We start from the raw sequence: 24,901 nt of genomic DNA, 5'->3' as shown, positions 1-24,901 counted from the left end.
GTTTAACCTCATGCAGCACGGACCACGCGCAACACGCGTCCGACCTCCTGTTTCGCGGTACCGGGCACGCTCGCGCAACGCGGCACACGAAAGCGGCAGTACTGCGAAGCAGCGTCATCGGGTCACCTCCGCCACGATAACGACGCACTGCGGCAACGGCAAAAAAAAATGGGCGCCAACACGCCCATCTTCTTTTTACCGGTGGTCGCGCCTCGAGCCGCACCTTAACTGATAAAACGTGTGCCCAGCGACTGCGAAATTATAGCGTTTTTCGCCGCGACCCGCAATCCACGCGGCATATCGAAACCAAAACGTGACCACGCGGTGGTACGCGCGCGGCGCGTCGGCACACTATGCCACGCACGAGAGACGCCTCCGGCAAGAGCACGCTTAACGACCGCGCGGACGCCCCCGCGGTGCACCGCCCTGCCGCGCACCACCTTGGCGCGGCGCCGTCTGCGCGCCGCGCCCCCCACGCGAATTGCTCTTTTGCGCGCCCTTGCCGGGTGCTCGGTTGCCATTGGCGTCACGGTTATCGCGGTTACCACCCGTCATATTGCCGTGCCCGTGCGCGGCGGCAAAGCCGGTATACCCGGGCACCGGCGGCGTGGACGAAGTCCAGTTCGCGCCGCTGCGCGCACCGCGGCCAAATCGCCGCTGCGGACCCGGCGCATCGTAGCCGATATAGCCGAGCGCCGTCTGCATCGGATCGGGCTGGCGACGCGGCGTCGCCTTACTGCGCTCCGCCTTGTCCTCGCCCGGTCCTTTCAACCCAACGGCTGACATCAACGCGCGCACCTGGTTGTCCTCGAGTTCGTCCCAACGGCCACGCTTGAGACCACGCGGCAGAACGATCGGGCCATGGCGCGTGCGGATCAGCCGGCTGACGGTCAGGCCCACGGCTTCGAACATGCGGCGCACCTCGCGGTTGCGGCCTTCTGCAAGCGCCACGTGGTACCAGCGATTGGTGCCTTCGCCACCGCCATCCTGAATACGCAGGAAGCTCGCCGGACCGTCGTCTAGCTCGACGCCGCTGAGTAGCTTCTGCCGCGCGCTCTCGGCCAATTCGCCGATGACCCGCACCGCATATTCGCGCTCAACCTGGTAGCGCGGATGCATGAAACGGTTCGCGAGGTCACCGGATGTGGTCAGCAACAACAAGCCTTCGGTATTGAAATCCAGCCGACCGACGGCCAGCCATTTCGCCGTCTTCATCGGCGGCAGCTTGTCGAACACCGATGGGCGACCTTCCGGATCCGCATGGCTGACGATCTCGCCTGCCGGCTTGTGATAGATCAGCACGCGCGGCGGCTTGTTCGGCAGCTTGCGCTTGACCGGCTTGCCATTGATGCGCACCTGGTCAGTTGGCATGATCCGCTGGCCAATGTGCGCCGGCTCGCCATTGACCGACACGCGCCCAGCAATGATCAATTCCTCCATTTCGCGACGCGAGCCCATGCCGGCCTCGGCTAGCACCTTGTGCAGCTTTGGCGCGTCGTCGTCGGCCGACAACGCGCGCTTGCTGGCCGGCACGCCGCCCTTGCGGCCGCGCCGCAGCATTGGCGCGCGCACACCGCCCGCACCCGTGTTATCGGCATCGAACGCCGGCGACGTAACATAGGCGAATACGTCGTCGTCGCGCCCCCGGCCTTCGTCGCGTCCCCCGCCTCTCTGGAAACCGCCGGCCGGCGCCACGCTGGCGTCACGCCTGGCGCGCGGCTCGCGACGGGGGGCGTCGGCATCGCGGCGCGCCTCAAGGTCACGCTTGGCGCCCTTGCCCTGGCGTTTGTTGGCGGGATCTTTGCGGGGCATGCGCACATGCGCGACCATCGCGCCGTCGGGCGGCGCCTCGGTCACCGCAGCCGGCGCAGCATCGATAACATCGATCGCCTTCGACTTGGCCGCCGCGCGACGGCGAGCGATCAGGCTGCGCGGCCCGCGGCGCAAACCGCGCCGTGGCCGCTCTTGGCCGTCGCTGCCTTCCGCGACCGGCAGCACCGGCAAGGCGCGCTGGCCCGCATCGCGATCGTCCACGGCCGCCACGCGGGCAGGACCGGACTCGGGAGAATCGGGATCGTGGTTCTCGTTCAAAACAACCTCTGAGTGTCAGAATGCCGGCACGCGCCATTCGGCTGCGCCGGGGTCGGTGTACGTGTCAAACGTCGTGCGATATCGGGTCGCTCGGCGCCTGCTCATCAATCTTTTCGACGTCGCCAGGTGCGGCCGCCGCTGCTGGGTGCGCGTGCTCGTCGCCCCCGTCGGTATTGCCATGCGCTACTAACCCATCTACCGGATCGTGCGCGGGCGGAACTTCCTCACCGATCACCGCAGCGCAGTTCGGTTCCTCGTCGCTCTCGGCAAACTCGATGGCGCGCTGCGCCAGCCGATCGGCCTGTCCCGGTGGGCTCGGGTCAGACAGCGGCGGCAACTCGTCCAGCGTGGCCATCCCAAGATCGTCCAGGAACTGCTTAGTCGTCGCGTACAGCGCCGGCCGCCCGGGCACGTCACGATGCCCGATCACCTCGATCCATCCACGGTCCTCCAGCTGCCTGACGACCTGCGTATTAACTGTGACACCGCGAATCTCCTCGATATCGCCACGCGTGACCGGCTGACGATACGCAATGATCGCGAGTGTCTCGAGTACTGCACGCGAATACTTTGGCGGCTTCTCCGGGTTGAGCCGATCCAGGAACGCACGCATTGCCGGACGGCTCTGGAATCGCCATCCCGTTGCTACCGATACCAACTCGACACCCCGATCGTGCCAGTCCATCCGCAGGTCTTCAAGCAGCGCCCGGATCGTATCAGCCGAGATCTCGTCGGCAAATAGTCGGCGCATGTCACTGACCCTGAGCGGCTCCTGTGCGCAAATCAAAGCAGTCTCGAGGACGATTTTCGCCTCTTGGGTATTCATTCAGCTGGACCAGACCTGTTTGGTCAATGAACCGGATCAAAAGCGCCTGAACAGCGCGCATGACGAAAGACCGCGCTCGCCCGCTTCTGATCGATCATATTGATGCGAGCACGCCCGGGGGTTGGCAAGATGACCACGGACCACACCGCGCCGGGAAGCCAGAGGAATTCCATAAGGAATCACGTGACTGAACGTTATAGTACGCAAAAAAACGCAACGCGTAAAGATCAAGGCACGCGCGTGAGCCGCCGTGTGCCGTGTGCCACGCTCAGCGTGTCGCGAGGCCCACTCATGTCAGATCCTCAGCCCGGGCGGGCAGCGTGCGCACCAGTTCCCATACCGCCTGGGCAGCCGGCGACAGTGAACGATCGCGGCGGCGCACGAGTTCCACCGTACGTTGCGCGCGTGGCAGCAACGCACGCGCGACAAGTCCGGAATTGGCCGGCAACGGCAGCGACAGCCACGGCAGCACACTAATGCCCACGCCGGCCTCGACTAATCCGAACACCGTCGCCGAGTGTCCTAACTCTTGCACGACCGGCGAGACGACGCCATGCTCGCGCAGCGCCCGGTCGATGATCGGCCGGCTGCCCGACTCCGGGCCGAGCAGCACGAGCGACTCGCCGGCCAAAGCGCCCCATTGCACCTGGAAGCTGGCAGCCAGCCGGTGATTGGCCGGGCAGACGACGCAAAACGAGTCGGTCATCAATGGCTCACCAACCAGTTCGTCCGCCACCAGACCGCCAACGATCACGCCAAAGTCCACTTCGCCGGACTTCACCTTGCGCACCACATCGCTTTGCACATCGTCGCGCAGGCCAAGCTGGATATACGGAAATTGTTGTTGACAGCGGGCAACGACGCGAGGCATCAGCCGGCATGCAAGGGTCGGACTGGCGGCCACGATCACCCGGCCGCGCCGCTGCTCGCCAATCTCCCGTATCTCCCGCAGCGCTTGGTCTAGATCAGACAGCAGCCGCGACACGCCGCCCAGCAGGTTGGCGCCCGCGTCCGTCAGGCGTACCTCGCGCGTCGTGCGGTCGACCAGCTTCAATCCCAGTTCGATCTCCAACTCGCGCACGCAGCGGCTGACGGCCGATTGCGTCAAGCCGATTTCATCGCCTGCCCGACTGAAACTTTGCCGACGCGCAACTTCGATGAAGACCCGGAGTTGCCTGAGCGTTACATTCATTTACAGAATTCATCAATACGTTTAATGATGCATCATACGCCGAACTTGCACGCTGCTGCGTTGCGCAAGCTGCGTCGCCGCCACGACGGCGGCGCAGCGAGCCCTGTTGCGCGACGCGATATACCGCGGCGGTGCACCATCAGGCATCGATACACACCGACGTAGCACCACGTGCACGCGATTGGTGATTGTCCCGATTTCTTATCAGGCCATTCCGTATTGAGATACACAACTAACCGGACATGCACGCCAGCTGCCGTCGCCACCGGCCACCCTGGCTGGCGCTGCAGCCTCTGCATGCCGGACCAATGGCACGGATCCTGCGTTTGCCATGCGCACAAACCTGGCCAAGGCGGCGACCCAAGCGACGCCTGCTTCCCGGGGACCGGCGACCCGCTGCCAGGGTCGCGATCAAGGTGCGCGGCGCGGTGCGCCGGGGTTTGCTTCGTTGAAGTGAAATGATGATGCTGTTCGACGATTTAAAAGATAACGAGTGGGCACTGGTCGAGGTGCTGTTCTGCGAGGAGCCGGCGCGCGTCGAACGTCGCGGTCGGCCACGCGTGGAGCCGCGCGCCGTGGTCAATGCCGTACTCTGGGTCTTGTCGACCGGAGAAGGATGGTCCAAGCTACCCGGTCGTTATCCGTCACCACCGACCTGTCGCCGGCGCTTTGACGAGTGGCAGGCTGACGGCACACTGGCCGAGGTCGTGCGCCGCCTCGCCGGCACTGGGCGCCAAATCACGTTGCGCGGCCGCATCGGCGCGTCGGCCATCAAGAAGCCCTCCACACCACCAAGCGCCGACCGGCTGCGTGGCGCGTTCTGGACCAATCCCGAGTCGTGGCACGCACCGGTGAAGATGGCCTGACTTGACTGACACTCGCAGATCCGCTCGCGTGCCGGGCGGAGCGCTTTTACCGAGGCAGCGCGCACACGCCTGCTCGGAGCGCGAAGCGGCAGCTTGTTTCAGTGCGTTTCACGTCACTGGTCGCTACTCGCGCAATCATCCCCCGTCACTGGGCGGTCCGAGGTGGCGCCATCGGTACGCCGGCCCGACAGCGCGCCCCATTACCCCGCTGGCACGGGGAAACATTCATTTACTTTTATTTACAGCGGCTTTTCTCCCCCGCGCTTATCGTGGAATCGAAGCAATAGACGTCACCTCGATCGGCCCTAGGGAGCAACAATGAGCGTGAAGGCCCGGATCGTCTGCGGCATAGCGGTATCGTCAATCGGCGCAACCGCGGGCGCAGGATGGTTGGACAGCGGCTACCATAGCGCCGGCGCAGCCGCGCGCGCCAGCCGTGCCGAGCGCGTCGAACGCAGCGCGTATGTACGCGGAGCGTTGACTGCGCCGGTCCCGCGGGGCGATCTGCGCAGCGATATCGAAAGCAACGCGCGGGAACCTGCGCGCACCCATCCTGTCCGACGCTATGCCATGAGCACAGCGTGGCAATGAGTAACATCCGGTATGTTCCCGTATCCGCACGGATACGGGCTTTTTCCGTTGCCCTGCCTCCGCGGCAGGCCGCCCTGCGCGATGCTGCGCACCCTCACGGTTGAGGCTCGGCGCGCGCGAGCAGCGACGCGGCCGCGTCGCACGCATAACGAAGCTCGCGCTCGACAGACCACGCAGGCAGGCGCGCACGGCGCTCCAGTCGACCCAACTCCGTCTTGCCCTGAGCGCTAAGCACCGCAATATCCACGGGCGCATGGTAGCCTGGCACGAGCGGCGAAGGTTGCCGTGCAGTACCAATCAGCCCTTGCTCGCGCAGGAACTCAAACACTCGCGGACGACGCGGCCACGGCACCTGCCGGTATTGCGCGCGCCGCAGGCCCTCCAGCACGGCCTCGTTCGTATAATCCATCTCGCCCTCCACGTTGGCACCGGCCAGGGTGGCCGGTGCATTCGACATGTCCGCTTATAATCGTCGCGCCGCGACCGGCTGGGCACCGTTACCAGCACGGCTCGACCCAGCGGACAGCAAACCTTGACACTCACCGCCTGAACTCGGTCGCCTCAACCGGCACGCAGTCGGCCGGGGCGACGTCTGAAACAATACTTCCATGCTCGTTGCATTCGTTGTGCTCCTCTGGCTCGTCGCCCTCGCCGTATCGCGCCGCCACCACCGTATGATCTGCGTCGCGGCGGCGTTGTTCGCCTACCTGCTGTGCGCCGGATGGCTCGGCGAACCGGCGCTGCACGCACTGGAAACCCGTGTGCCAACCGCGAGCTCCCTGCGCTACGCCGGCCACGTCGCGATCGTGATGCTCGGCAGCGGCACGGAATATGACGATGCGCATCGGCTGGTGCCGAAGTTCGACGCGTGGCGACGCATCGACGCGGCAGCCGCGCAATTCGCGCTATGCCGTGCGCAGCGCGCGCAGTGCACGCTGGTGGTGAGCGGCGGCAATCCCCAAAAACACGAGCAAAGCGAGGCGGCCAACTATCAACCGCATCTGGTATCGCGCGGGGTGCCGGCAGCCAACATCGTGCTCGAGCCCGATAGCCTGAACACATACGAAAACGCCCGCAACACCGGTGCGATCCTGCGCCAGCACCACTATGATCAGATCGTGCTGATCACGTCAGCGTACCACCTGCCGCGCGCGCTGCTCGACTTTCACCACTTCGACATCAACGTCGTGCCGTTCGCATCCAACCACAGATGGCGACGCCCAAGCTGGAGGCCTCACCTCGCCCATGTCATCAATACCAGCCTCGCATGGCACGAATGGATCGGCCTTGCGCAGTTTCACGTCTACCGGCAAATCGGATGGTTCTGATACCCCCCAGACCGATCCGACAGTATGCGCGTAAAATGACCGCTGAATAAAATTTGTTGTTTCCGCGATATGCAACAAAATGTCACGTCGCGGCAAGGTCGTTACATTGTCGCTGCGAGTAGCCCATTTACTGGCTAGAATGCGTACTCTGCGGCTCTTCCGGCCGTGGGCCCGAGAACGCTGTCACTCTACGGAGGTAAAAATGAAGAAAGTGTCCCTGGCATTGCTCGTTTCCTTATTTGCCGCAACGGCATATGCGCAGACCGATCGCGGCGTGACGATGAGTACCGACCCGGCCAAGGCGGCCGACATTGAGCAGCGCGCCCAGGCACTGGAAGCTGCCCAATCGGAAGCTCCAGCAACACCCTCGCACGCGCCGGCCAAGCATCACAAGGCTGCCAAGCAGCATAAGGGCGGGCACGCGCAGCACGCCTCCGAGGCCGAGGCTACCGCACTGTCAGCAACAAGCCAGTAACGGCTGCAATCGGCGGGCGGTGCGGCATGCCGCGCGCTAAGGCGCCATCGGGCCGAAGCCTCGCAGGCTTCGGCTTTTTTATGGGCGTCGGTTTCGTGTTACAGTCCCGCGCCCGATGCACGAGCGTAACGACATGGAGGATGGTGTGAGTAATATAGAACTCGAAATCGAATGGACTGAGGCAGCCTCGAAAAAGGTCGAGAAGCTAATGCCGCGCACCGCACGCGGCGACGAACCGTACATCGCGCTGCCACCGATCGAATGCCTGCCCGTCGAGGGTGACGTGTTGTTTCTGGGCCCGCCGGGCAAACAGCAGCCGTTCATCGTCGCGGAGCGACAGTATCACCACGAGGGCGAAGCGGACTGGACAATCATCCTGATTCTGGACGTCGTCGACGCACACTGACGCGTGCGCCGCCGCCCCGGTCAACGCGACCCCGATCAACGCGGAAAAAGCGCCCCTGCTTCACAGCACGAGGCAGGGACCCAACCCATCGCCCTACGAGGATAAGCAACGGAGTCACCGGGCCCGCCTCGGCACGGGCAAGGCGCCGGGCTTGGCAGTCAGCGCGGGCGATCAGCAGCAGCAGGGCCGGCGCAACCGGTCAATCAACAGCGACAAGGCCAGCCGCAACGGGTCGATCGGTAGCGACAAGGCCAGCGCAACCAGTCGATCAACAGCCACAGGGTCAGCGCAGCGGGTCAATCAGCAGCGACAGAATCTGGCGTGCCTGTTTCGAATCGTCAATCTGTCCGCTCTCGTCCACAATCGCGACCCTCGTCTGCGTCTCGGTCAGCGCGCGCACATTCACACGGTATTGCTTCGCCGCCTTTTCCTTGCGGCCATGGAATACTTGGCTCCAAAAGCCCTGTTTGGCCGAACTTAAGTCGTTCGGATCTACGTAACGAATAAAATACAGGCCACGCGTGCGATCGCGGTCATCGACCGTGAAATTGTTCCGGTCCAACGCCACGCCAACCCGCAGCCACGCGTCGTCATAAGGCTCGGCAAGCGTAATATAGGTCGGCCCGGTCGGTGCCACGGCGACCTCCGACGCCTTGCGCGCTGCCTGCGACGCACTGGCCGTCGCGTCGGTAGCCTTGGGCGCAGATGCGACCACCGGCTCGGCGGCCGTCGCCGCACCGCCCTGCTGATTACGCGCCAACGCTTGCATCAACCGCTTCAGGTACTCGGCCTCCAGCGCCGGATCATTTGGCCGATCTTCCCATCGGCTTTGCTCATTGTTCGAGCCGAACAACTGTTCATGCAATCCGCGCTGGCTGATGAACACATACGTTCCGCCGTCCGGCGCGTTTTCAAGCCGCGTGCGGTACTTGTCGCGCAGGCCAGTCGTATAGCCGGTGCCCAGCGCCTTGGACAATGTATTGCGGATCAGGCCATCCGGCACCTGCGGATGGGTTTCGTACCAGTCCGTCTCCATGATCCCGCGATCGCGCGCGTCCAGCGACAGCACGAAGCCCTGCTCCTGCCAAAAACGCCGCACCTGGGGCCACACTTGTGCGGGCGCCTGCTTGTCGATCACTAGCCAGCGCTGCGTGCCCTCGCGCTGGATATGCATGCCCTGCACCGGCGGCAACACCGCGTCGCCCACCGGCACAGGCGCCGATTGCTGCACCTGATGCAATCCGGACAACGACGCCGAGCCGCCTTGAGGCGGCAGCGAACGCTGGTCGGCGATCTCGTTGGTCATGTCCGGGGGCACGGCCAGCGACGATGCCTTTGCCCGCGTGGCACTCTTGTAATCGATAGCCTGCGGATGGGGCGAACTGCAGGCCGCCACGGCACCGGCAATGAGGGCACCAGCAACAAAGCGCGAGTTGAGACGGGTTTGAATCAGTTTCATGGAATCCTTTCCGCATGCGCCCGGACCAATGCCCGGCAAACAACCGAACATTGTACCGATCTCTTTTTGCAAGGTGCAAAAATGACGCGAGAACCATGACGCGCGAACCGTGCCACCGGCTCGACGCGTCAGTGGTGCACAGCGACCCCGCGCTATGAACGGCCTGCTTGCGATGGAGGAGCAACGCCCGCCGACATGGCGGCCCACGCGCGCTGCGCGGGGGGACGACGCGGCGGCAGCGTTGACAGGCGCATCATGTGCCGCAGCGCCATCAGGCCGCCGATCGTTTCAATGATGGCCGCGGGCACCCACATGATCAGTCCGCCCAGGCTTTGATCCAGCGCCGGCGACAGGTCCATGGCGCGACCGCACAACGTGAAGATCGGGTACAGGTCGCGCGAGGAGAACGTGATGATCGCACCGGCCAAGAGCTGTGGCGTCATCGTGATCACCGGCGACAACACCCGCATGCCCGGCTTTACCCGACTGGGCGGGCTCGGGCGATGATCCAGCAGCATCCACCAATACAGCAGACCACTGATCGTCACCGACCAGTTCATGAACAAGTAGATGCGCCAGTCGAGCATCGAAATAAATTGCACGGACGGAATGAGCCAGAAGAGCACCGAGATCACGAACGCCAACGAGATGAACGCCGGGTTGAGCAGCACGGCGCCGGCCATACGCAACGCACGCCGCCGGGCCGCCCGATGCAGCATGCCGCGCCAGCGTGGCGGCATGCCGGCACGCATCACGCTGCCTGGATAGGCAGACATGACCAGCAGCGGCGCCAAGTGATGCAGTACAAGGTGCTGAAGCCGGTGGACGAAGAATTGATGCTCTGCGTAATAGTCCACTCGCGTGTGCAGCGCGACATACAGCAGCACGAGACCTGTCCAGAACGCCGCCTGGCGCGCGATGTCCACGCGTTGGTGCAGCGTGCCGCGCGCGAACAGCACGGCGGCCGCGACAAAGACGAACACCAGCCCGAATGAGGGCTCCCACGGTTCCAGGAAACGAAGCAACGAGGACATGATAAGGTGGAGCGATGCGGCGCACTCCAGCGGCGCCGGCCGGTAAAAAGCGGCACCATCTTAACAGCAAAGCGAACCAGGGCCGGCCCGAGTTCACGCGATGGTCCTAAAATAGAGGATCTTTCGTCGACAAGGGTGTCCCTATTTGAGATGCGCACGCCTGCGAAAAGACCTGCAGGGCCGAGCGAACCAGCAACCGCCGACAATCGTGCAACCGTCGGGGCGGACTGGCCCTTGCCGCTATCCGGACATGCCGAGCCCAACGCGCCGGTGCGCGACTTCGTCACGTTGCGCCGCGCATTGGTCGTGCTGCTGATCGCCACCGTCGTACTACCGGCGGGGTTCCTGCTGTACTACGGCATAACGAGTTGGCACAAGGCGCTGGATGACGCCAGTGGATTTGCCACACGTTCGTCCCGGATCACCGAAGAGCAAGCGCTGAAGGTGTTCGAGCTCAATGAAGTGATCCGGGACAGGGTCCTGCAGGCAATCTATGAAGCCGAATCCCATGGCGGTGCGTTGGGTGATTACGCAATGACCACCAAGCTGCGCTCAATTGCCGCACCTTTTGATCACTTGGCCGCGGTCAGCGTGTACGATGCAAGCGGCCGGCTCGTGGTCACCAACGATCCCTATCTGGGCGTGCCGCGCAGTCTTGCGCAGACCGATGCATTCCGCAACGCCGCCCGGTGGAACCAAGGCGACTACGTGACCGAGGCGATCCCTTTACGGGGACACCGTGACCGCATCTTTGATGTCATCACGCCGCGCCATCTCAGCGATGGCTCATTTGCCGGTGTCGTCGCCCTGTCGATCCGCGCATCGTACTTCGAAGACTTTTATCGTGAGCTCGTGACCGGCAGCCACATCGGCCAGCTCGCGCTGATGCGCAATGATGGCACGTTGCTCGCCCGCTATCCGGCGCCGGCGCCCGGCGACATCGAGCCGCCGGTGCCGCGCGGCGTGCTAGCCGCGCAACTGGGCGGCACCGAGCGGGTCCACCTGGCCGATACGCAAGCGATCATCGGCTACCGGCGCGTGGGCTCGCGCGACGTCTACGTCACCGACTATTTACGGCTGGACCAGGTGTTCTCGCGTTGGCTCGCTCGCACCGTAATCGTCACCGGCTTTTCAGTCGTGCCCAGCATCGCGTTGTTTTTGGTGGCGTTCATCGCACTGCGCCGCCTTGATAGCGAGGAAAAAGCATGGCGCCAATGGCAGGCGGAGGCTTCGCTGCGGCGTGCGGCTGAGGAAGACTATCGGCACGCACTGAAAATGGAATCGCTGGGCCGGCTGACCGGCAGCGTCGCGCACGACTTCAACAACCTGCTGATGGTGCTGTCCGCGAATGCGCGGCTGATCCGCCTGAAGATGGGTGAGGGCAACATGGCAAAGCAGTGGCGGGCCATTGAACGGGCCGTGCACACTGGCGAAGCCCTGACCCGTCGTTTGCTCAGCGTCTCGCGCAAGCAGCCTACGCGGGCCGAACGGATCGACCTGCGCAGCCGTTTGGCCGAGTGGAAGGGGTTGATCGAGGCATGCGCCGGCCCGCAGTGCGACGTGCGCATCGCGGTGCCCGACAGCGTATGGCCCGTACTGGCGGACCCCACTGACCTGCAGCTTGCACTAATCAACCTGGTGGCCAACGCGCGCGACGCGCTACCGGCCGGCGGCCGAATCGCCATTTCGGCCAACAACCACCAGGCGACGCACGAGCACGCCGGCGCAGCGTCAATAGCCGAACCGGATCGGGTGCGTATTGCGGTCAGCGACAATGGCTGCGGGATGAGCGCCGACGTGGCGGCGCGCGCGTTCGAGCCATTCTTCACGACCAAGGAACTTGGCAAAGGCACCGGGCTTGGACTGCCGCAGGTCTACGGCTTTTGCCAGCAGGCCGGCGGCGATGCGCAAATCATTAGCCATCCTGGCGTGGGCACGACGGTCGCCTTGTTCCTGCCGGCGGCCGCCGCCGAAGCCCAGGCACCCACCCACGCCGGGCCGCACGCTGCCGAACGCGACGGGGCTGTCCCGCGTCCATTGGCGTCTGACGGCGAGATTCCCGCACCGGCGCCCGGTGAACCATTGTCGCGGCAATCGCCCGCCACGGTGCCGTCGGACGCCAACGTGGTACCCGACGGCCGGCCGAGCCGCGCGGCGCGCGCGCGCCACGCCTTGACCGGCATGACTGGGCTTGAACTCCTGCTGGTAGAGGACGATAACGAGGTCGCCGAAGCAACGGCGGCGGTGCTGAACCTGGACGGTCATCGAGTCACCACCGCACCGGATGCCCATTCAGCCCTGCAGCTCTACCGTCGGCACGCGCGATACGATGCGGTAATTAGTGATGTGACCATGCCCGGCCCGATGAACGGCATCGACCTGGCCATCGCGCTGCGCGACGCGGACCCCAGTTTGCCCGTCATCCTGATCACCGGGCACACCGACAAGTTGAGTCTGGCGCAACGTGAAGGCCTGCTGGTGCTACCCAAGCCGGTCAATTTTGACGTGCTGCGCTCCGCGCTTCCTCACGCGGCATGACGATGGCTTATGCCAGCAGCCCCTATTATGCGGCGCTCCGCAGGAATGCCACCAACTCGCGGTTGTACGCGTCGCGCTGTTCGATGTTCGAGATATGCGATGCGTCGAGTTCGAGATACTGCGCCCCCTGGATCGCTGCGGCCATCGCCCGGCCCTGCTCCGGGCTCGTCACAACGTCGTGCGTGCCGGCGATGACCAACGTCGGCACAGTAATGCGGCCCAGTGCGTCGCGCAAGTGGGCATCGCGCACCGCCTCGCAGTTTGCGGCATACCCATCGGGGTCGGTGGCCACCAATTGCGCCCGCAACAGCTCAGCCTGTGCGGCTTGCCGCTCGCGGAATCCCGGCGTCAACCAGCGCTCAATGATCGCGTCAGCCAAGCCGGCCATGCCTTCGCCGCGCGCTTTCGCGATGCGCGAGTTCCATACCTGCGGCGAGCCGATCTTGAATGCCGTGTTCGACAACACCAGCCGGATCAGCCGATCGCCATGGCAAGCGCCGAGCGCAATGCCAGTCTGCCCACCCATCGACAAACCGCAAAAGTGCGCACGCTCGATGCCCAACGTGTCAAGCAACGCGACCACGTCATCGGCCAGCCGTCCGATTGTATAAGGCCCCGGTGGCGTATCCGACTGCCCGTGTCCGCGTGTATCGTAACGCAACACGCGAAAATGCGCGCTCAGGGCCACGACTTGGGCATCCCACATCGCGAGCCGCGTGCCCAGCGAATGGGACAGCACGACCCACGGTGCATCGGTATGCTCGGCACCGTCAATACGGTAATGCAGGTGAATTCCGTCGATCGACGCAAATGGCATGATGGATCCCTCGTCAGTCGTTCAGATAATGCGCGGGCGGGCTACACGACCGCTACGGCACATTGAAGCACGCCCACTTCACACGCGCTCGAGCGCAAGTAAGCCGGTTAGTGTCACCAGAACGCAGAATGATCCAATCGTGGCTTGCACCACTGCTCGACGCGGCACAACGCGTCTGCGAGTTGATTGCGCGGCGACGTTAAGCGCGCAATGCGCGGGAGCGTGCAAAAATCCGTATAACCATGCACCATACGGGTTACTCAACCGGCCCGCGACACGCACGCATCATGACGACCACGGCTTCTTCCGCAGCCTTTGCCGCATCCGCCTGCGCACTGGACATGATCATCTTCGGCGGCGGCGGCGACCTGTCGGCCCGCAAGTTGCTCCCGGCGCTGTACATGGCGCATCTGCACGGCAACCTGCCGGCCGACACGCGGATCATCGCGATCGGCCGCAAGGACTTCTCGCGCGACCAGTACCTCGCGTTCATCGACGAGCACTCGCGGCCGTTCGTCGACAGCAGTGCGCTGGACAAACAGGCGTGGGATCGTTTTCTAGCATTGTTCGACTACGTGCGGATCGATGTTGGCTCGTCACCCGACTACGCCAACCTCGTCGCGGCGTCCCGGCCCGAAGCGCAACGCGTGTTTTACTTAGCCACATCACCCGAGCTATTCACGACGATCTGCGACAACCTCGCCGCGTGCGGGCTGGTCAACGAACAATCGCGCGTCGTGCTCGAAAAACCGCTGGGACACGACCTCGCGTCGGCACGTGCGATTAACGCGTCGGTCGGCCAGTACTTTGCCGAATCGCAGATTTACCGAATCGACCATTATCTGGGCAAGGAAACCGTGCAGAACCTGATGGTGCTGCGCTTTGGCAACGCGATTTTCGGTCCGTTGTGGCAAGCACCGTACATCAAGAACGTGCAAATCACAGTCGCCGAGACCGTGGGAGTCGGCAGCCGGGCCGGTTTCTATGACCAAACGGGCGCGCTACGCGACATGGTGCAGAACCACCTGCTGCAATTGCTGTGCATCGTGGCGATGGAACCGCCTGTGTCGCTCGATCCTGACGCGATACGGGACGAAAAGCTTAAGGTGCTGCGCTCGTTGCGTCCGATGACGGTCTCGGACATCGCCCGTGACACGGTGCGCGGCCAGTACACCGCGGGCGCGATCGGCGGGGAGCCAGTCAAGGGCTATCTCGAGGAAGATAACGTGCCGCCAGGCAGCCGCACGGAGACGTTCGTCGCGCTGCGTGCGCACATCAACAACTGGCGCTGGGCCAACGTACCGTTCTTCCTGCGCACCGGCAAGCGGATGCCAAAGCGGCGCTCCGAGATCGTCATCGATTTCGCCGACTTGCCTTTCTCAATCATCCCGAGTGGACCGCGCAACTACGGTAACCGGCTGGTCATTCAACTACAGCCGGAGGAATCGATCCAGTTGCAAATGCTTGCGAAGGAGCCGGGCAGCGGCATGCACATGCTGCCCGTCAATTTGAACCTGGACTTACAGCAGGCGTTCACGGGGCGCCGCGCCGAAGCCTACGAGCGGCTGTTGATCGACGTGATCCGGGGACGCCTGACCCATTTCATGCGCCGCGATGAATTGGAAGCCGCTTGGGCCTGGGTCGAGCCGATCCTGGCAGGCTGGCGCGAACTAGATGAGCGCCCCCGCACCTACACGGCCGGCACCTACGGGCCCACCGCTTCGTCCGCGCTGATGGCACACGAAAATATGTCGTGGGCCGAAGAAATATGACGCAGCGGGCGGCAGCCGGGTGTTTCGGACCGGTATTCCGGACGGGTGGTTGGACTGGTGCCTGGCCGGTACGTTGACCCGTTGCCCCGCCGGTAGTTGACCCGCTGCGCCGCGAGGGGTCGCCCCGCTGCCCGGCTGGTAGTCGGGCCGCTGCCTAGCGGCGGCTCTCCGGCTCGACCTTCCACCAGCGTGGCAGCAACGCGCGCACGTCGCGTCGCATAAAGCGGTCATCCAGTAAGTGCACGACACCCCGATCCGTCTCGCTACGGATCACGCGGCCTGCGGCCTGCACCACTTTCTGCACCCCCGGGAACAAGTACGTATAGTCGAATCCGGCACTGAACAGCCGCTGCATCCGCTCGCGCAACTGTTCGTTCACCGCATTGATCTGCGGCATTCCGAGTGTGGCGATAAACGTGCCGACCAGCCGCGTGCCGGGCAGATCAATACCCTCGGCAAATGCACCGCCGAGCACAGCGAATCCGATACCGCGGCCGTGCGGCTCGAAGCGGGCAATGAAGGCGCGCTGTGCCGGCTCGTCCATCGCTCTGGCTTGCCGCCACACCGGAATCAATGGATGCGTAGCGCTGAACAGCGCTGCCGCCTGTTCTAGGTATTCAAAGCTACTGAAGAAGCACAGATAGTTGCCAGGCAGCGCCGCATACTGCGAGGCAATCCGCTCAACCAGTGCACCAAGCGACGCCTGGCGGTCACGATAGCGGGTCGAGATCGACGACGTCGCGTACACGGCGAGTTGTTCCTTGCTGAACGGACTGTCGACGTCGACATTAACGGTACTGTCCGGTAGTCCGAGCACGTCGCGGTAGAAGCGCGCGGGCCACAGTGTCGCGGAAAAAAGCGTCATCGAATGAGCGGCCACCACGCGCGCGCGCAATGCCGCCGCCGGCACGACATTGCGGATGCACAACGTCGAGCGTGACGTGGCGCGCGCCGTGGACCCCTCCAGCGTGGTCAGTGTGACATCGAACATCCAATGCTCGTCGAAACGCTCGGCGATGCGCAAGAAGTGAATTGCATCGAGATAGAAGCGCTCCAGGCGCACGTTCGGCACCAGTTGCGGCTCGGCCAGATGCTCGCCGATCGCACCAACGGTGCGCTGCAGCGCGCATAGCCATGCATCGGGTAGCACGTCAAAAGCGCGGTACGGTTCGGCCTGCGCGCGATTCAGCGTATTCCAGCACCGCTGCAAGCGACGCAGTGCGGTGCCCAGCATGCCGCGCGCGCCACGAGTCAGCTGCGCCAGTTCTTCCTGCTCGAGCGTGGCAGAGTACATTGCCCGCGCCCGTTCGGGCAGATTGTGCGCCTCGTCCACCAGTACGGCGACCCGCCACTGGTTTTGCACGGTCAACGCAAACAAGGGGGCACCGGTGTCGAAATAGTAGTTGTAGTCGCCGACGATCACATCAGCCCAGCGCACCAATTCCTGGCCCAGGTAGTATGGACACACGCGATGAGTCAAGCCCACCTCGCGCAGCGCGCCACGATCAAGCCAGTACTTTGCCAACGCCGCCTCGCGTGCAGCCGGCAACCGATCATAGAAACCTTGCGCGAGCGTGCATGCTTGCCCGGTGCACGCATTACCCGGATACTCACACGCCTTGTCGCGCGCGACCAGTTCAACCACGCGCAGCGGCAGCGCGGGGGGAGACCCCGGCACGCGCATGTCGATGCCTGTGCGCCCGACCATCCCGGATCCGGCCCGCGTGGATTCTGCTGCTGATCCTGTTGATCGTGGCGAGCCCGCTGCACCACGCATCAAGGACTGCAGCGAATCCAATGCCAGTTGCCGTCCAGGACTCTTCGCGCTCAAAAAAAACACTTTGTCGATCGAGGCACGCGGACAGGCCTTGAGCAACGGGAACAGCGTCCCGAGCGTCTTGCCGATGCCTGTTGGTGCTTGCGCGAGCAACACACGGGCGCCGCGCGCCGCGCGATAGACTGCCTCAGCAAGCTCGCGCTGGCCAACACGGAACGCTGGAAAGGGCAACTGCAGACCGTGCAGCATCGCATCGCGCGCGGCGCGGTGCGCCCGTTCCTGCACCGCCCACTCGATAAAGCGCGCACATTGCTGTTCGAACGCCGCTTTCAACTCAGCGGCACTCGCCGTCTCGGTCAGCACGGTTTCGTGCCCAGTCGCGATGTCATAGTACACGAGCCCGAGTTCGATCGACGGCACTTGCGCCTGCTGACAGAACAGCCAGCCGTACACCCGCAACTGCGCCCAATGCAGCGCGCGGTGATTGTCTGGCATCGTGTCCAATTCGCCGCGGTACGTCTTGATCTCCTCGAGCCGACCCCGTTGCGGATCGTAGCCGTCCGCGCGACCGCGCACCGTCAGTTCTTGAAACTCGCCCGTGACGCTGATTTCTGTTTGGTAGTCCGCGTGGCGGCGGCTTGCAACGACGCGATGGCCGATCCTGCCCTCCTCGGCGCTGGGAGACGGCGTGAACCGCAGATCCAAGTCGCCTTGCTTCGCCGTGAACTCGCACAATGCGCGCACGGCAATCACATAGCGCATCACACCGTCCATTGCGCCGGCGCGCTGACGCTGTCCGGGATCGCATGGTTGACAGCGGCGGGCGGCGCCGGCCTGCTGCCCCCACCGGCAAGCCATCGCACGTGCGCAACGCTGACCGGCAGCCCTTTTTCGTGTGCGTAAGCTAGCCAGCGCACCTGGTTGTCCTGCAACCGGTCACCGGGCCCTTTCACCTCGATCAATTCATACGAACGCACGGCCGGCACGAATTGGATCAGATCCGGCAATCCGGAGCGGTTTCGCGAGATGTCCCGCAGCAACCGCTCGAACCACAGCTTCAGGTGGGCGGCCGGCATGCAGTCCAGCGCGAGCGTCAACAACGCAGGATCGAGCACGCCCCAAGCCACGAACGGCGACTGAATCCCAGCCTTCGCGGCAAAATTATCCTCGATCGTGCGTCGATAGCGACCATCGTCGAGTTGTTGCAGGCAGGCATCGAACAGCGCCTGACGACGCGCGACGAACATCGGCGTGTCCAGGTCCGCTGGCCCGCGCTGAAACGGATGAAAGAACGCGCCGGGTATCGGCGCGAATATCACCTGCCAGCACAACAGGCCAAACAAAGTGTTGATTAATGCGTTTTCGACATAAAATACCGGCGCCTCCGGACGATGCAGATGAGCGCGCAATACGTGCTCGACCCGCATCGGTGCGGTGGGCATGGGCAAGAGCCAGTCGCTGCGCGAGATCGGCATTGCCGATGCCGATGCCGATGCCGATGCCGATGCCGATGCCGATGCCGATGCCGATGCCGATAAATCAGATTGCGATGAAGGTGTGCGGTTCCGGCCGGATAGCCGTTCGCCACATGCCGATTGCACCGTCAAAGGTGACTGCTGCCGTGCGGCACGCGGCACGCGCTGTAGCCGCGCAAGGGTACGCGCGGCGCGCTGTGCCTCGCCCTCGCTGACCGGCGTCCGTACGACTTGCGCAGCAAGCGCCAATGCGTCATCGCGGCGACCGAGTGTCTCGAGCACACGCACTCGCCGATAGCGGGCATCCGGATATGTACTCGCCTCGTACGCATGCAGCGCGCGTGGCCAATCGCGCCGCCGTTCGCAGTGCTGGCCGATCCGAAACAACACTTTGGCGCGACGCATGTCGAGCCAAAGATTACCAGTCGGACATGCGCGCGCCTGCGCCAGCAATGTGTCCAACGTCGCGTCATCGGGGGCCGCGTTCAGCGCCTGGCGACAAGCATGCAACGAGAAATAGGCATCGACATCTTCGCGCTGTTGGAATGCGCGAGACGATCCATCCAAGCGCACGGCTTCGTAGCGGAAGACACCCAGATCGGCTAGCACGAACTCCGACCAGTCCTGCCATAGATTCCCAAAAAACATCAATCGAAGGCGATCACACAGGGGTCCCAGCAGGAAGTGGACGACCTTTGCTGGCTCGTCCGGGCACCAGACCGAATACGCATGCTGTACACCGGGATACGCAGCGCGCAGCGCGTCAAGCAACGCCGCCTTCGTGCCGCGCGCCGCCTTTGCCGCCACGAAGCGGCGCTCGAGCTGGGCTTTGGTCGCCACAGTGAACAGTTCGTCGATTGACATCGGCGGATCGAGTTCGACCCAGCCTCGCGTAATCAATGGCTCGCATGCGGCAAGTGGCTCACCGATCTCGGCATACCGCAGCTTGTCCGTGCGAAACAATGGTCCTTTGCGCATCAACATCCGGACCAGCAGCGCGCGCGACGCTTGGGGCAACGACTCGAACGCGTCGATGAAGGCCCGTTCTTGCCCGTCAAGCAGGTCATCGCATCGATCGCTCAACCATGCGATAGCGCGGCGAAAGTTTGCGACATAGTAGAACGGGTCCACGCCGCCGGCGAGAATCGCGTCCATCGTCTAATCCTGTATAGATATACAGTACGAGATGATACCAGCATCGGCTGCGTTGAGTCACCCGCGTCCCCTTGATGCGACCAATTTAAGGAAGCTGGCGAATGTGGTGTGGTAACGTGGGGTTAAATCGAACAGCCCGCACAGTGGCACAGCGGCAGTACCGCGTCATTACGCCTGGTCCGGCAACGGAGGACTAACGTACGGTGCGCGGATGGCCGCTCAGAATGGGCGGTTGTCGCCGTTCTGCTCGTGCGGCGGATCAGGGCTTTTCTGCATGCTGCGCAGCGCGCCGTCGTCATCAAAACCAAATGGAACAGTGAGTACCCTACCCATCTTCCAGGTATCAGTAGCACCAAACCTCTCACTTCATCAACGGACAAGTACGCGGTCTTCCGCAGGTTTGCCGAAATAGACCAGCACGCGCTGCTTTGTCCATTCATCGGGCTGCTGCTCCTGGTAAAACTCGCTGTTCTGCAGCCTCTGCTGCACGGCGATGAACTGGCCCTGAGTATCAACATCGGCCGCAGTCGTGCATTCGGCCATCGTCTGCGTCGGCCATATCAGCCGGTGAGCGCCATTTTCCAGCGCATAGCGCTTCACGTAGCTACCCGAGCCACACAATCGCAACACGGACTCAAGCCGGCCGGCCTGAAAACCTTGCCTTGCCTTGCCTTGCCTAGTCTGGTCTGGTCTGGTCTGGTCTGGTCTGGTCTGGTCTGGTCTGGTCTGGTCTGGTCTGGTCTGGTCTGGTCTGGTCTGGTCTGGTCTGGGCGCTGGCGCTGAGCAACAGCGCCAGCGCCCCCGCATCAGCGCCCCATCAGTGCACGACCCGTTCGAACACGAACTTGCCATCCTCGAAGTCGACCGGGATCAGGTCCTTCGGACCGAACCGGCCACCGAGGATCAGCTTGGCAATCGGGTTCTCAATCTCCTGCTGGATCGCGCGCTTGAGCGGCCGCGCACCGAACAACGGATCGTAGCCGACCTTGCCGATGTGCTCGAGTGCCGCATCCGACACGTCCAGTTGCATGTCCATCTTCGCCAGTCGTTCGGTGAGCCGTTGCAACTGGATCTTCGCGATCGAGCGAATATGGCTGCGATCCAGGCCGTGGAAAACGACGACTTCGTCGATCCGATTCAGGAACTCGGGCCGGAAATGTTGCTTGACTTCTTCCCAGACCGCATCGCGCACCGCCGCATGAGGCTCGCCGACCAGCGACTGAATCTGCTGCGAGCCGAGATTCGACGTCATCACAATCACGGTGTTCTTAAAATCCACCGTACGGCCCTGGCCATCGGTCATGCGGCCGTCGTCGAGCACTTGCAGCAGCACGTTAAACACGTCCGGATGCGCCTTCTCGATTTCATCGAGCAAGATCACACTGTACGGCTTGCGCCGCACAGCCTCGGTCAAGTAGCCGCCTTCCTCATAGCCAACATAACCGGGCGGCGCGCCGATCAGCCGCGCGACGCTGTGCTTTTCCATGAACTCGCTCATGTCGATGCGGATCAAGTGGTCCTCGGCATCGAACAGGAACGCCGCCAACGCCTTGCACAGCTCGGTCTTGCCAACCCCCGTCGGGCCAAGGAACAGGAACGAACCATACGGTCGGTTCGGGTCGGCCAAGCCTGCCCGCGAACGGCGGATCGCGTCGGCCACCGCACTGATCGCCTCGTCCTGGCCGACCACGCGTTCATGCAGCTTCACCTCGATCTGCAGCAGCTTCTCGCGCTCGCCCTGCATCATCCGCGCGACCGGGATACCGGTGGCGCGCGATACGACCTCGGCAATCTCCTCGGCGCCCACTTGCGTGCGCAGCAACCGCGGCTTGTCGCTCTTGGACGTACCGGCCTCGGCCTGGGTAACGGCCTTCAGTTGCGCCTCCAACTGCGGCAACGTGCCGTATTGCAACTCGGCGACCTTATCCAGCTTACCCTCGCGCTGCAGCCGCACGATTTCTGCGCGGGTCTTGTCGATCTCTTCCTTCAGGTGCGCGCCGCCCTGCACGGCGGATTTCTCCGCCGTCCAAATCTCCTCGAGATCTGCGTATTCGCGCTCGAGCCGCGCGATCTCGTCCTCGATCAACCCGAGCCGCTTCTGCGATGCCTCGTCCGTTTCCTTCTTCACCGCCTCACGCTCAATCTTCAACTGGATCAGCCGACGGTCGAGCCGGTCCATCGCCTCGGGCTTCGAGTCGATCTCCATCTTGATCTTGGACGCCGCCTCGTCGATTAAGTCGATCGCCTTGTCCGGCAGAAAACGGTCGGTGATATAGCGGTGCGACAGCTCGGCGGCCGCGACAATGGCCGGATCCGTGATCTCGACCTTGTGATGCAGCTCGTACTTTTCCTGTAACCCTCGCAGGATCGCAATGGTTGCCTCGACCGACGGCTCATCGACCAGCACCTTCTGAAAGCGCCGCTCAAGCGCCGCGTCTTTTTCGATGTATCGGCGGTATTCATCCAGCGTCGTCGCACCGATGCAATGCAACTCGCCGCGCGCGAGTGCCGGCTTAAGCATGTTGCCCGCGTCGATCGCACCTTCCGCCTTGCCTGCGCCGACCATCGTGTGAATCTCGTCGATGAACACGATCGTGCGCCCCTCATCCTTCGCAATGTCGCTGAGCACCGCCTTGAGCCGCTCCTCGAATTCGCCGCGATACTTGGCGCCGGCCAACAGCGCGGCCATGTCCAACGCCAGCACCCGCTTGTCTTTCAGTGTCTCGGGCACCTCGCCATTGACGATGCGCTGCGCGAGACCTTCGACGATCGCGGTCTTGCCCACCCCCGGCTCGCCGATCAACACCGGGTTGTTCTTCGTGCGGCGCTGCAGAATCTGGATCGCGCGGCGGATCTCGTCATCGCGGCCGATCACCGGATCCAGCTTGCCGGCGCTCGCACGCTCGGTCAGGTCCACTGTGTATTTCTTTAGCGCCTCACGCTGGCTCTCGGCATCCTGGCTGTTGACCTGCGCGTTGCCGCGCACCGCCGCGACGGCAGCCTCCAGCGCCTTGCGGGTCAGGCCATGCTCGCGCGCGAGCCGGCCAGCGTCGCCCTTGTCGTCAGCGAGCGCGAGCAGAAACATCTCGCTGGCAATATACGCGTCGCTGTACTTCTGCGCTTCCTTGTCCGCCTGGTTCAACAAGCCGCTTAACTCGCGGCTCACTTGCACATTGCCGTCGGTGCCATGCACCTGCGGCAACCGCTCCAACGCCGCGCCAAGCGCGGCCTGCAGCGCCTGCACATGCACACCGGCGCGCGACAACAGCGAGCGGGCCGCGCCATCGGGCTGCGCGAGCAGCGCCGCAAGTACGTGCAGCGGCTCGATATACTGGTTGTCGCGTCCTACAGCAAGGCTTTGTGCGTCCGCGAGCGCCTCCTGGAACTTCGTAGTCAGTTTGTCGATCCTCATGAAGACCTCCAATGCTTGGTTGCCTCATAACTTGAGGTCCGGATGGGGCTTTTCAAGCGCCCGGGGTGAGCGTGATCAAGCCCAGCGCGTGCGCGAGTGGCGCACTCGGCTGACTCAACTCAGCCTCCGTGTGCTTGTCAAGCTCGGCTAGAAACGCCTGAAGCGCTGCGACCATCACGACCTTGAGTTGACAATGCGGCTCAATGGCGCATGCATGACGGACACCGGCCCCCGACAGGCAACCAGCGCAAAATCATTCTCGGTGGCGCGCACAATCTGTGCCGACCGTTAGCGTCCGAGCATGGGGCGCCAGCCGCAAGCCACCGTTGCGCCCGCGCACCATGTCGAACCAGCCTCGCTCGCCGAGCAATTGCACGACCTTCATTAAATGGTTCTTCGACACCTGGTACGCATCGGATATCTGCTGAATCGTGGACAATCCGTCGTCGTGCACCGACAGGTACAGGATCACGCGAAACGCATAGTCGGTGAAATCGGTCAATCGCAAACGAGTATCCTGGCTTATGCTCCATGGTGCAAAATAAGGGCTGGCGCAACAACATGCTGCCGCCCCGGGACCGCCTCCGGTATCTTACTGCCACAGGCACGGGTTTGCGCGCCATGCCATGCCGTGCTGGGCCACGTCGTGCCGGCCGCGTTGCGCCGCTGATCCGCTACGCTGCCACAATGCGATCCCTCTGCTGACAACATGACATCATGGTCAATCCCGAATCCGACGCCGTAGCGAGCCACCTTGCCATCTTGGACGAAGCAGGCATCCATTCGCTAGTCCACCGCTTCTATGCACGCGTGCGGGCGGACGACATGCTGGGACCGATCTTCGCGCAGGCGATCGGCGACGCATGGGACCCGCACCTAGCAAAAATGTGCGACTTTTGGGCCAGCATCGCGCTGGGCGCCAAGCGCTACAAGGGCAATGTGCAACTGGCCCACCTGCCACTGAAAGGTATCGAGCCCGAGCACTTCAACCGCTGGCTGTACCTGTTCCTGGACACGGTCGAGCATCTGTTCGAGCCCGCCGCGGCGCTCAAGCTGATGGAGCCGGCGCTGCGCATCGCGGAAAGCCTGCAGCTGGGCCGCTTCGGCTGGCAATATCAGGTGCCGCCGGAGCAGAAGGCGCTGCTCGAGCGAATCGCGCCGCGCCGCGGCGAGCGTGGCGCCGTTCACTGATCGTCGGCAAGTGGGCCCTTCGCCGCGTTGTGCGACGCAATGCCCCAGCGCGCGAGCGCCGCGTCGTCGTCGGTGCGCGCCTCGACCCAGCGCTCGCCTTGCCCAGTGCACTCCTTTTTCCAAAAAGGTGCGTTAGATTTTAAGTAGTCCATCACGAACTCGCAGGCGGCAAACGCGTCGCCGCGATGCGCAGCCGCGACCGCGACCAGCACGATCTGCTCACCCGCGTCGAGCCGCCCGTGCCGGTGCACCACACGCACGTCAATGCCCGCCCAGCGGCGCTCGGCTTCGGCAACAATGGCCTCCAACGCCCGTTCGGTCATGCCTGGATAGTGCTCGAGTTCCAACGCGCTGATTGACTCGCCGTCGCTCAACTCGCGCACGGTACCCACGAAGCTGACCACCGCGCCGATGCGTGGGTGGCGCGCACGCAGCCGGGCGAGTTCCGTCGTCACGTCGAAATCGTGCGCTTGCACGCTGACTGTCATCCCATCCT

The 24,901-nt window shown here is 63.6% G+C and carries 19 protein-coding genes and 2 pseudogenes; 8 read left to right on the top strand and 13 right to left on the bottom strand.

The window, feature by feature from the left end:
• Nucleotides 1-390: 390 nt before the first annotated feature.
• The 3 genes and pseudogenes from rluB to KQH55_RS05390 all read right to left on the bottom strand — a co-directional run bounded on the left by rluB (nt 391) and on the right by KQH55_RS05390 (nt 4,109).
• A complete protein-coding gene (gene rluB, locus KQH55_RS05400; RefSeq protein ID WP_076794964.1) occupies nt 391-2,091 on the bottom strand; it encodes a 23S rRNA pseudouridine(2605) synthase RluB in 1,701 nt (566 codons plus the stop codon).
• Between the two features lie 252 nt (nt 2,092-2,343).
• A pseudogene (gene scpB, locus KQH55_RS05395) lies at nt 2,344-2,917 on the bottom strand (SMC-Scp complex subunit ScpB); the annotation flags it as partial.
• Nucleotides 2,918-3,206: 289 nt separating this feature from the next.
• The gene (locus KQH55_RS05390; RefSeq protein WP_076794962.1) at nt 3,207-4,109 is read right to left on the bottom strand and encodes a LysR family transcriptional regulator; all 903 of its coding nucleotides are present in this window, start codon (nt 4,107-4,109) and stop codon (nt 3,207-3,209) included.
• Between the two features lie 461 nt (nt 4,110-4,570).
• Between KQH55_RS05390 and KQH55_RS05385 the strand changes: the two genes are divergently transcribed.
• Together KQH55_RS05385 and KQH55_RS05380 are read left to right on the top strand one after the other, a co-directional pair.
• Complete coding sequence (locus tag KQH55_RS05385; protein ID WP_076797177.1) at nt 4,571-4,975, top strand: IS5/IS1182 family transposase; 405 nt, start codon at nt 4,571-4,573, stop codon at nt 4,973-4,975.
• A 318-nt stretch (nt 4,976-5,293) separates the two neighbouring features.
• A complete protein-coding gene (locus KQH55_RS05380; protein ID WP_076794960.1) occupies nt 5,294-5,566 on the top strand; it encodes a hypothetical protein in 273 nt (90 codons plus the stop codon).
• Nucleotides 5,567-5,660: 94 nt separating this feature from the next.
• Here KQH55_RS05380 and KQH55_RS05375 read toward each other — a convergent pair whose 3' ends face one another.
• Nucleotides 5,661-6,023 (bottom strand): hypothetical protein, encoded by a 363-nt coding sequence (locus KQH55_RS05375; protein WP_370642937.1) that lies wholly within the window; start codon nt 6,021-6,023, stop codon nt 5,661-5,663.
• A 151-nt stretch (nt 6,024-6,174) separates the two neighbouring features.
• Between KQH55_RS05375 and KQH55_RS05370 the strand changes: the two genes are divergently transcribed.
• The 3 genes from KQH55_RS05370 to KQH55_RS05360 all read left to right on the top strand — a co-directional run bounded on the left by KQH55_RS05370 (nt 6,175) and on the right by KQH55_RS05360 (nt 7,775).
• Nucleotides 6,175-6,894, top strand: a complete 720-nt coding sequence (locus tag KQH55_RS05370) for a YdcF family protein (protein WP_235090338.1) — start codon at nt 6,175-6,177, stop codon at nt 6,892-6,894.
• Between the two features lie 202 nt (nt 6,895-7,096).
• Entirely contained in the window at nt 7,097-7,369 is a 273-nt protein-coding gene (locus KQH55_RS05365) for a hypothetical protein (RefSeq protein WP_076784978.1), read from the top strand.
• A gap of 145 nt (nt 7,370-7,514) precedes the next feature.
• Nucleotides 7,515-7,775, top strand: a complete 261-nt coding sequence (locus tag KQH55_RS05360; RefSeq protein ID WP_076787164.1) for a DNA-binding protein — start codon at nt 7,515-7,517, stop codon at nt 7,773-7,775.
• Between the two features lie 283 nt (nt 7,776-8,058).
• Here KQH55_RS05360 and bamC read toward each other — a convergent pair whose 3' ends face one another.
• Both bamC and KQH55_RS05350 read right to left on the bottom strand, forming a co-directional pair.
• Nucleotides 8,059-9,228, bottom strand: a complete 1,170-nt coding sequence (bamC, locus tag KQH55_RS05355; protein ID WP_139337456.1) for an outer membrane protein assembly factor BamC — start codon at nt 9,226-9,228, stop codon at nt 8,059-8,061.
• Nucleotides 9,229-9,386: 158 nt separating this feature from the next.
• The gene (locus tag KQH55_RS05350; protein WP_235090337.1) at nt 9,387-10,268 is read right to left on the bottom strand and encodes a cytochrome c oxidase assembly protein; all 882 of its coding nucleotides are present in this window, start codon (nt 10,266-10,268) and stop codon (nt 9,387-9,389) included.
• 234 nt (nt 10,269-10,502) lie between these two features.
• On the opposite strand from KQH55_RS05350, the gene KQH55_RS05345 reads away from it, so the two are divergent.
• A complete protein-coding gene (locus tag KQH55_RS05345; RefSeq protein WP_235090336.1) occupies nt 10,503-12,806 on the top strand; it encodes a hybrid sensor histidine kinase/response regulator in 2,304 nt (767 codons plus the stop codon).
• A gap of 25 nt (nt 12,807-12,831) precedes the next feature.
• Here the strand turns inward: KQH55_RS05345 and pcaD are convergent, their stop codons facing one another.
• A complete protein-coding gene (gene pcaD, locus KQH55_RS05340; RefSeq protein WP_076784981.1) occupies nt 12,832-13,623 on the bottom strand; it encodes a 3-oxoadipate enol-lactonase in 792 nt (263 codons plus the stop codon).
• Between the two features lie 287 nt (nt 13,624-13,910).
• Between pcaD and zwf the strand changes: the two genes are divergently transcribed.
• Nucleotides 13,911-15,395 (top strand): glucose-6-phosphate dehydrogenase, encoded by a 1,485-nt coding sequence (gene zwf / locus KQH55_RS05335; RefSeq protein WP_235090335.1) that lies wholly within the window; start codon nt 13,911-13,913, stop codon nt 15,393-15,395.
• Between the two features lie 154 nt (nt 15,396-15,549).
• On the opposite strand, the gene KQH55_RS05330 is transcribed toward zwf, so the two are convergent.
• The 5 genes and pseudogenes from KQH55_RS05330 to KQH55_RS05310 form a co-directional block, all read right to left on the bottom strand.
• Nucleotides 15,550-17,934, bottom strand: coding sequence for an ATP-dependent DNA helicase (locus KQH55_RS05330; RefSeq protein WP_235090334.1), 2,385 nt, complete (start codon nt 17,932-17,934; stop codon nt 15,550-15,552).
• A complete protein-coding gene (locus KQH55_RS05325; RefSeq protein ID WP_235090333.1) occupies nt 17,934-19,802 on the bottom strand; it encodes a VRR-NUC domain-containing protein in 1,869 nt (622 codons plus the stop codon). The genes KQH55_RS05330 and KQH55_RS05325 overlap by 1 nt, the downstream gene beginning before the upstream one ends.
• Before the next feature lie 369 nt (nt 19,803-20,171).
• Entirely contained in the window at nt 20,172-20,402 is a 231-nt protein-coding gene (locus KQH55_RS05320; RefSeq protein ID WP_076794948.1) for a hypothetical protein, read from the bottom strand.
• Nucleotides 20,403-20,619: 217 nt separating this feature from the next.
• Nucleotides 20,620-23,214: an ATP-dependent chaperone ClpB gene (gene clpB / locus KQH55_RS05315; protein WP_235090332.1), complete on the bottom strand. Its 2,595-nt coding sequence runs from the start codon at nt 23,212-23,214 to the stop codon at nt 20,620-20,622.
• A 52-nt stretch (nt 23,215-23,266) separates the two neighbouring features.
• Nucleotides 23,267-23,722, bottom strand: a pseudogene (locus KQH55_RS05310) (Rrf2 family transcriptional regulator).
• A gap of 209 nt (nt 23,723-23,931) precedes the next feature.
• Between KQH55_RS05310 and KQH55_RS05305 the strand changes: the two are divergent.
• A complete protein-coding gene (locus KQH55_RS05305; RefSeq protein WP_076794941.1) occupies nt 23,932-24,405 on the top strand; it encodes a group III truncated hemoglobin in 474 nt (157 codons plus the stop codon).
• Here KQH55_RS05305 and KQH55_RS05300 read toward each other — a convergent pair.
• The gene (locus KQH55_RS05300) at nt 24,399-24,893 is read right to left on the bottom strand and encodes a molybdenum cofactor biosynthesis protein MoaE (protein ID WP_076787172.1); all 495 of its coding nucleotides are present in this window, start codon (nt 24,891-24,893) and stop codon (nt 24,399-24,401) included. The genes KQH55_RS05305 and KQH55_RS05300 overlap by 7 nt on opposite strands.
• Nucleotides 24,894-24,901: the final 8 nt, after the last annotated feature.

It is taken from the genome of Mycetohabitans sp. B3 (assembly GCF_021498065.1).
Lineage (GTDB): Bacteria > Pseudomonadota > Gammaproteobacteria > Burkholderiales > Burkholderiaceae > Mycetohabitans.
Note: the sequence above shows the minus strand (reverse complement) of the source record. Positions and strands in the feature narration are given on the sequence as shown.

What these genes read in the sequence shown, in the direction of transcription:
- KQH55_RS05380 (WP_076794960.1), top strand. Translation starts at nt 5,294, where the DNA reads ATGAGCGTGAAGGCCCGGATCGTCTGCGGCATAGCGGTATCGTCAATC.
- KQH55_RS05300 (WP_076787172.1), bottom strand. Translation starts at nt 24,893, where the DNA reads ATGACAGTCAGCGTGCAAGCGCACGATTTCGACGTGACGACGGAACTC.
- zwf (WP_235090335.1), top strand. Translation starts at nt 13,911, where the DNA reads ATGACGACCACGGCTTCTTCCGCAGCCTTTGCCGCATCCGCCTGCGCA.
- KQH55_RS05385 (WP_076797177.1), top strand. Translation starts at nt 4,571, where the DNA reads ATGATGCTGTTCGACGATTTAAAAGATAACGAGTGGGCACTGGTCGAG.
- KQH55_RS05365 (WP_076784978.1), top strand. Translation starts at nt 7,097, where the DNA reads ATGAAGAAAGTGTCCCTGGCATTGCTCGTTTCCTTATTTGCCGCAACG.
- KQH55_RS05330 (WP_235090334.1), bottom strand. Translation starts at nt 17,934, where the DNA reads ATGCGCTATGTGATTGCCGTGCGCGCATTGTGCGAGTTCACGGCGAAG.
- KQH55_RS05350 (WP_235090337.1), bottom strand. Translation starts at nt 10,268, where the DNA reads ATGTCCTCGTTGCTTCGTTTCCTGGAACCGTGGGAGCCCTCATTCGGG.
- pcaD (WP_076784981.1), bottom strand. Translation starts at nt 13,623, where the DNA reads ATGCCATTTGCGTCGATCGACGGAATTCACCTGCATTACCGTATTGAC.
- KQH55_RS05325 (WP_235090333.1), bottom strand. Translation starts at nt 19,802, where the DNA reads ATGGACGCGATTCTCGCCGGCGGCGTGGACCCGTTCTACTATGTCGCA.
- KQH55_RS05370 (WP_235090338.1), top strand. Translation starts at nt 6,175, where the DNA reads ATGCTCGTTGCATTCGTTGTGCTCCTCTGGCTCGTCGCCCTCGCCGTA.
- KQH55_RS05305 (WP_076794941.1), top strand. Translation starts at nt 23,932, where the DNA reads ATGGTCAATCCCGAATCCGACGCCGTAGCGAGCCACCTTGCCATCTTG.
- clpB (WP_235090332.1), bottom strand. Translation starts at nt 23,214, where the DNA reads ATGAGGATCGACAAACTGACTACGAAGTTCCAGGAGGCGCTCGCGGAC.
- KQH55_RS05390 (WP_076794962.1), bottom strand. Translation starts at nt 4,109, where the DNA reads ATGAATGTAACGCTCAGGCAACTCCGGGTCTTCATCGAAGTTGCGCGT.
- KQH55_RS05375 (WP_370642937.1), bottom strand. Translation starts at nt 6,023, where the DNA reads ATGTCGAATGCACCGGCCACCCTGGCCGGTGCCAACGTGGAGGGCGAG.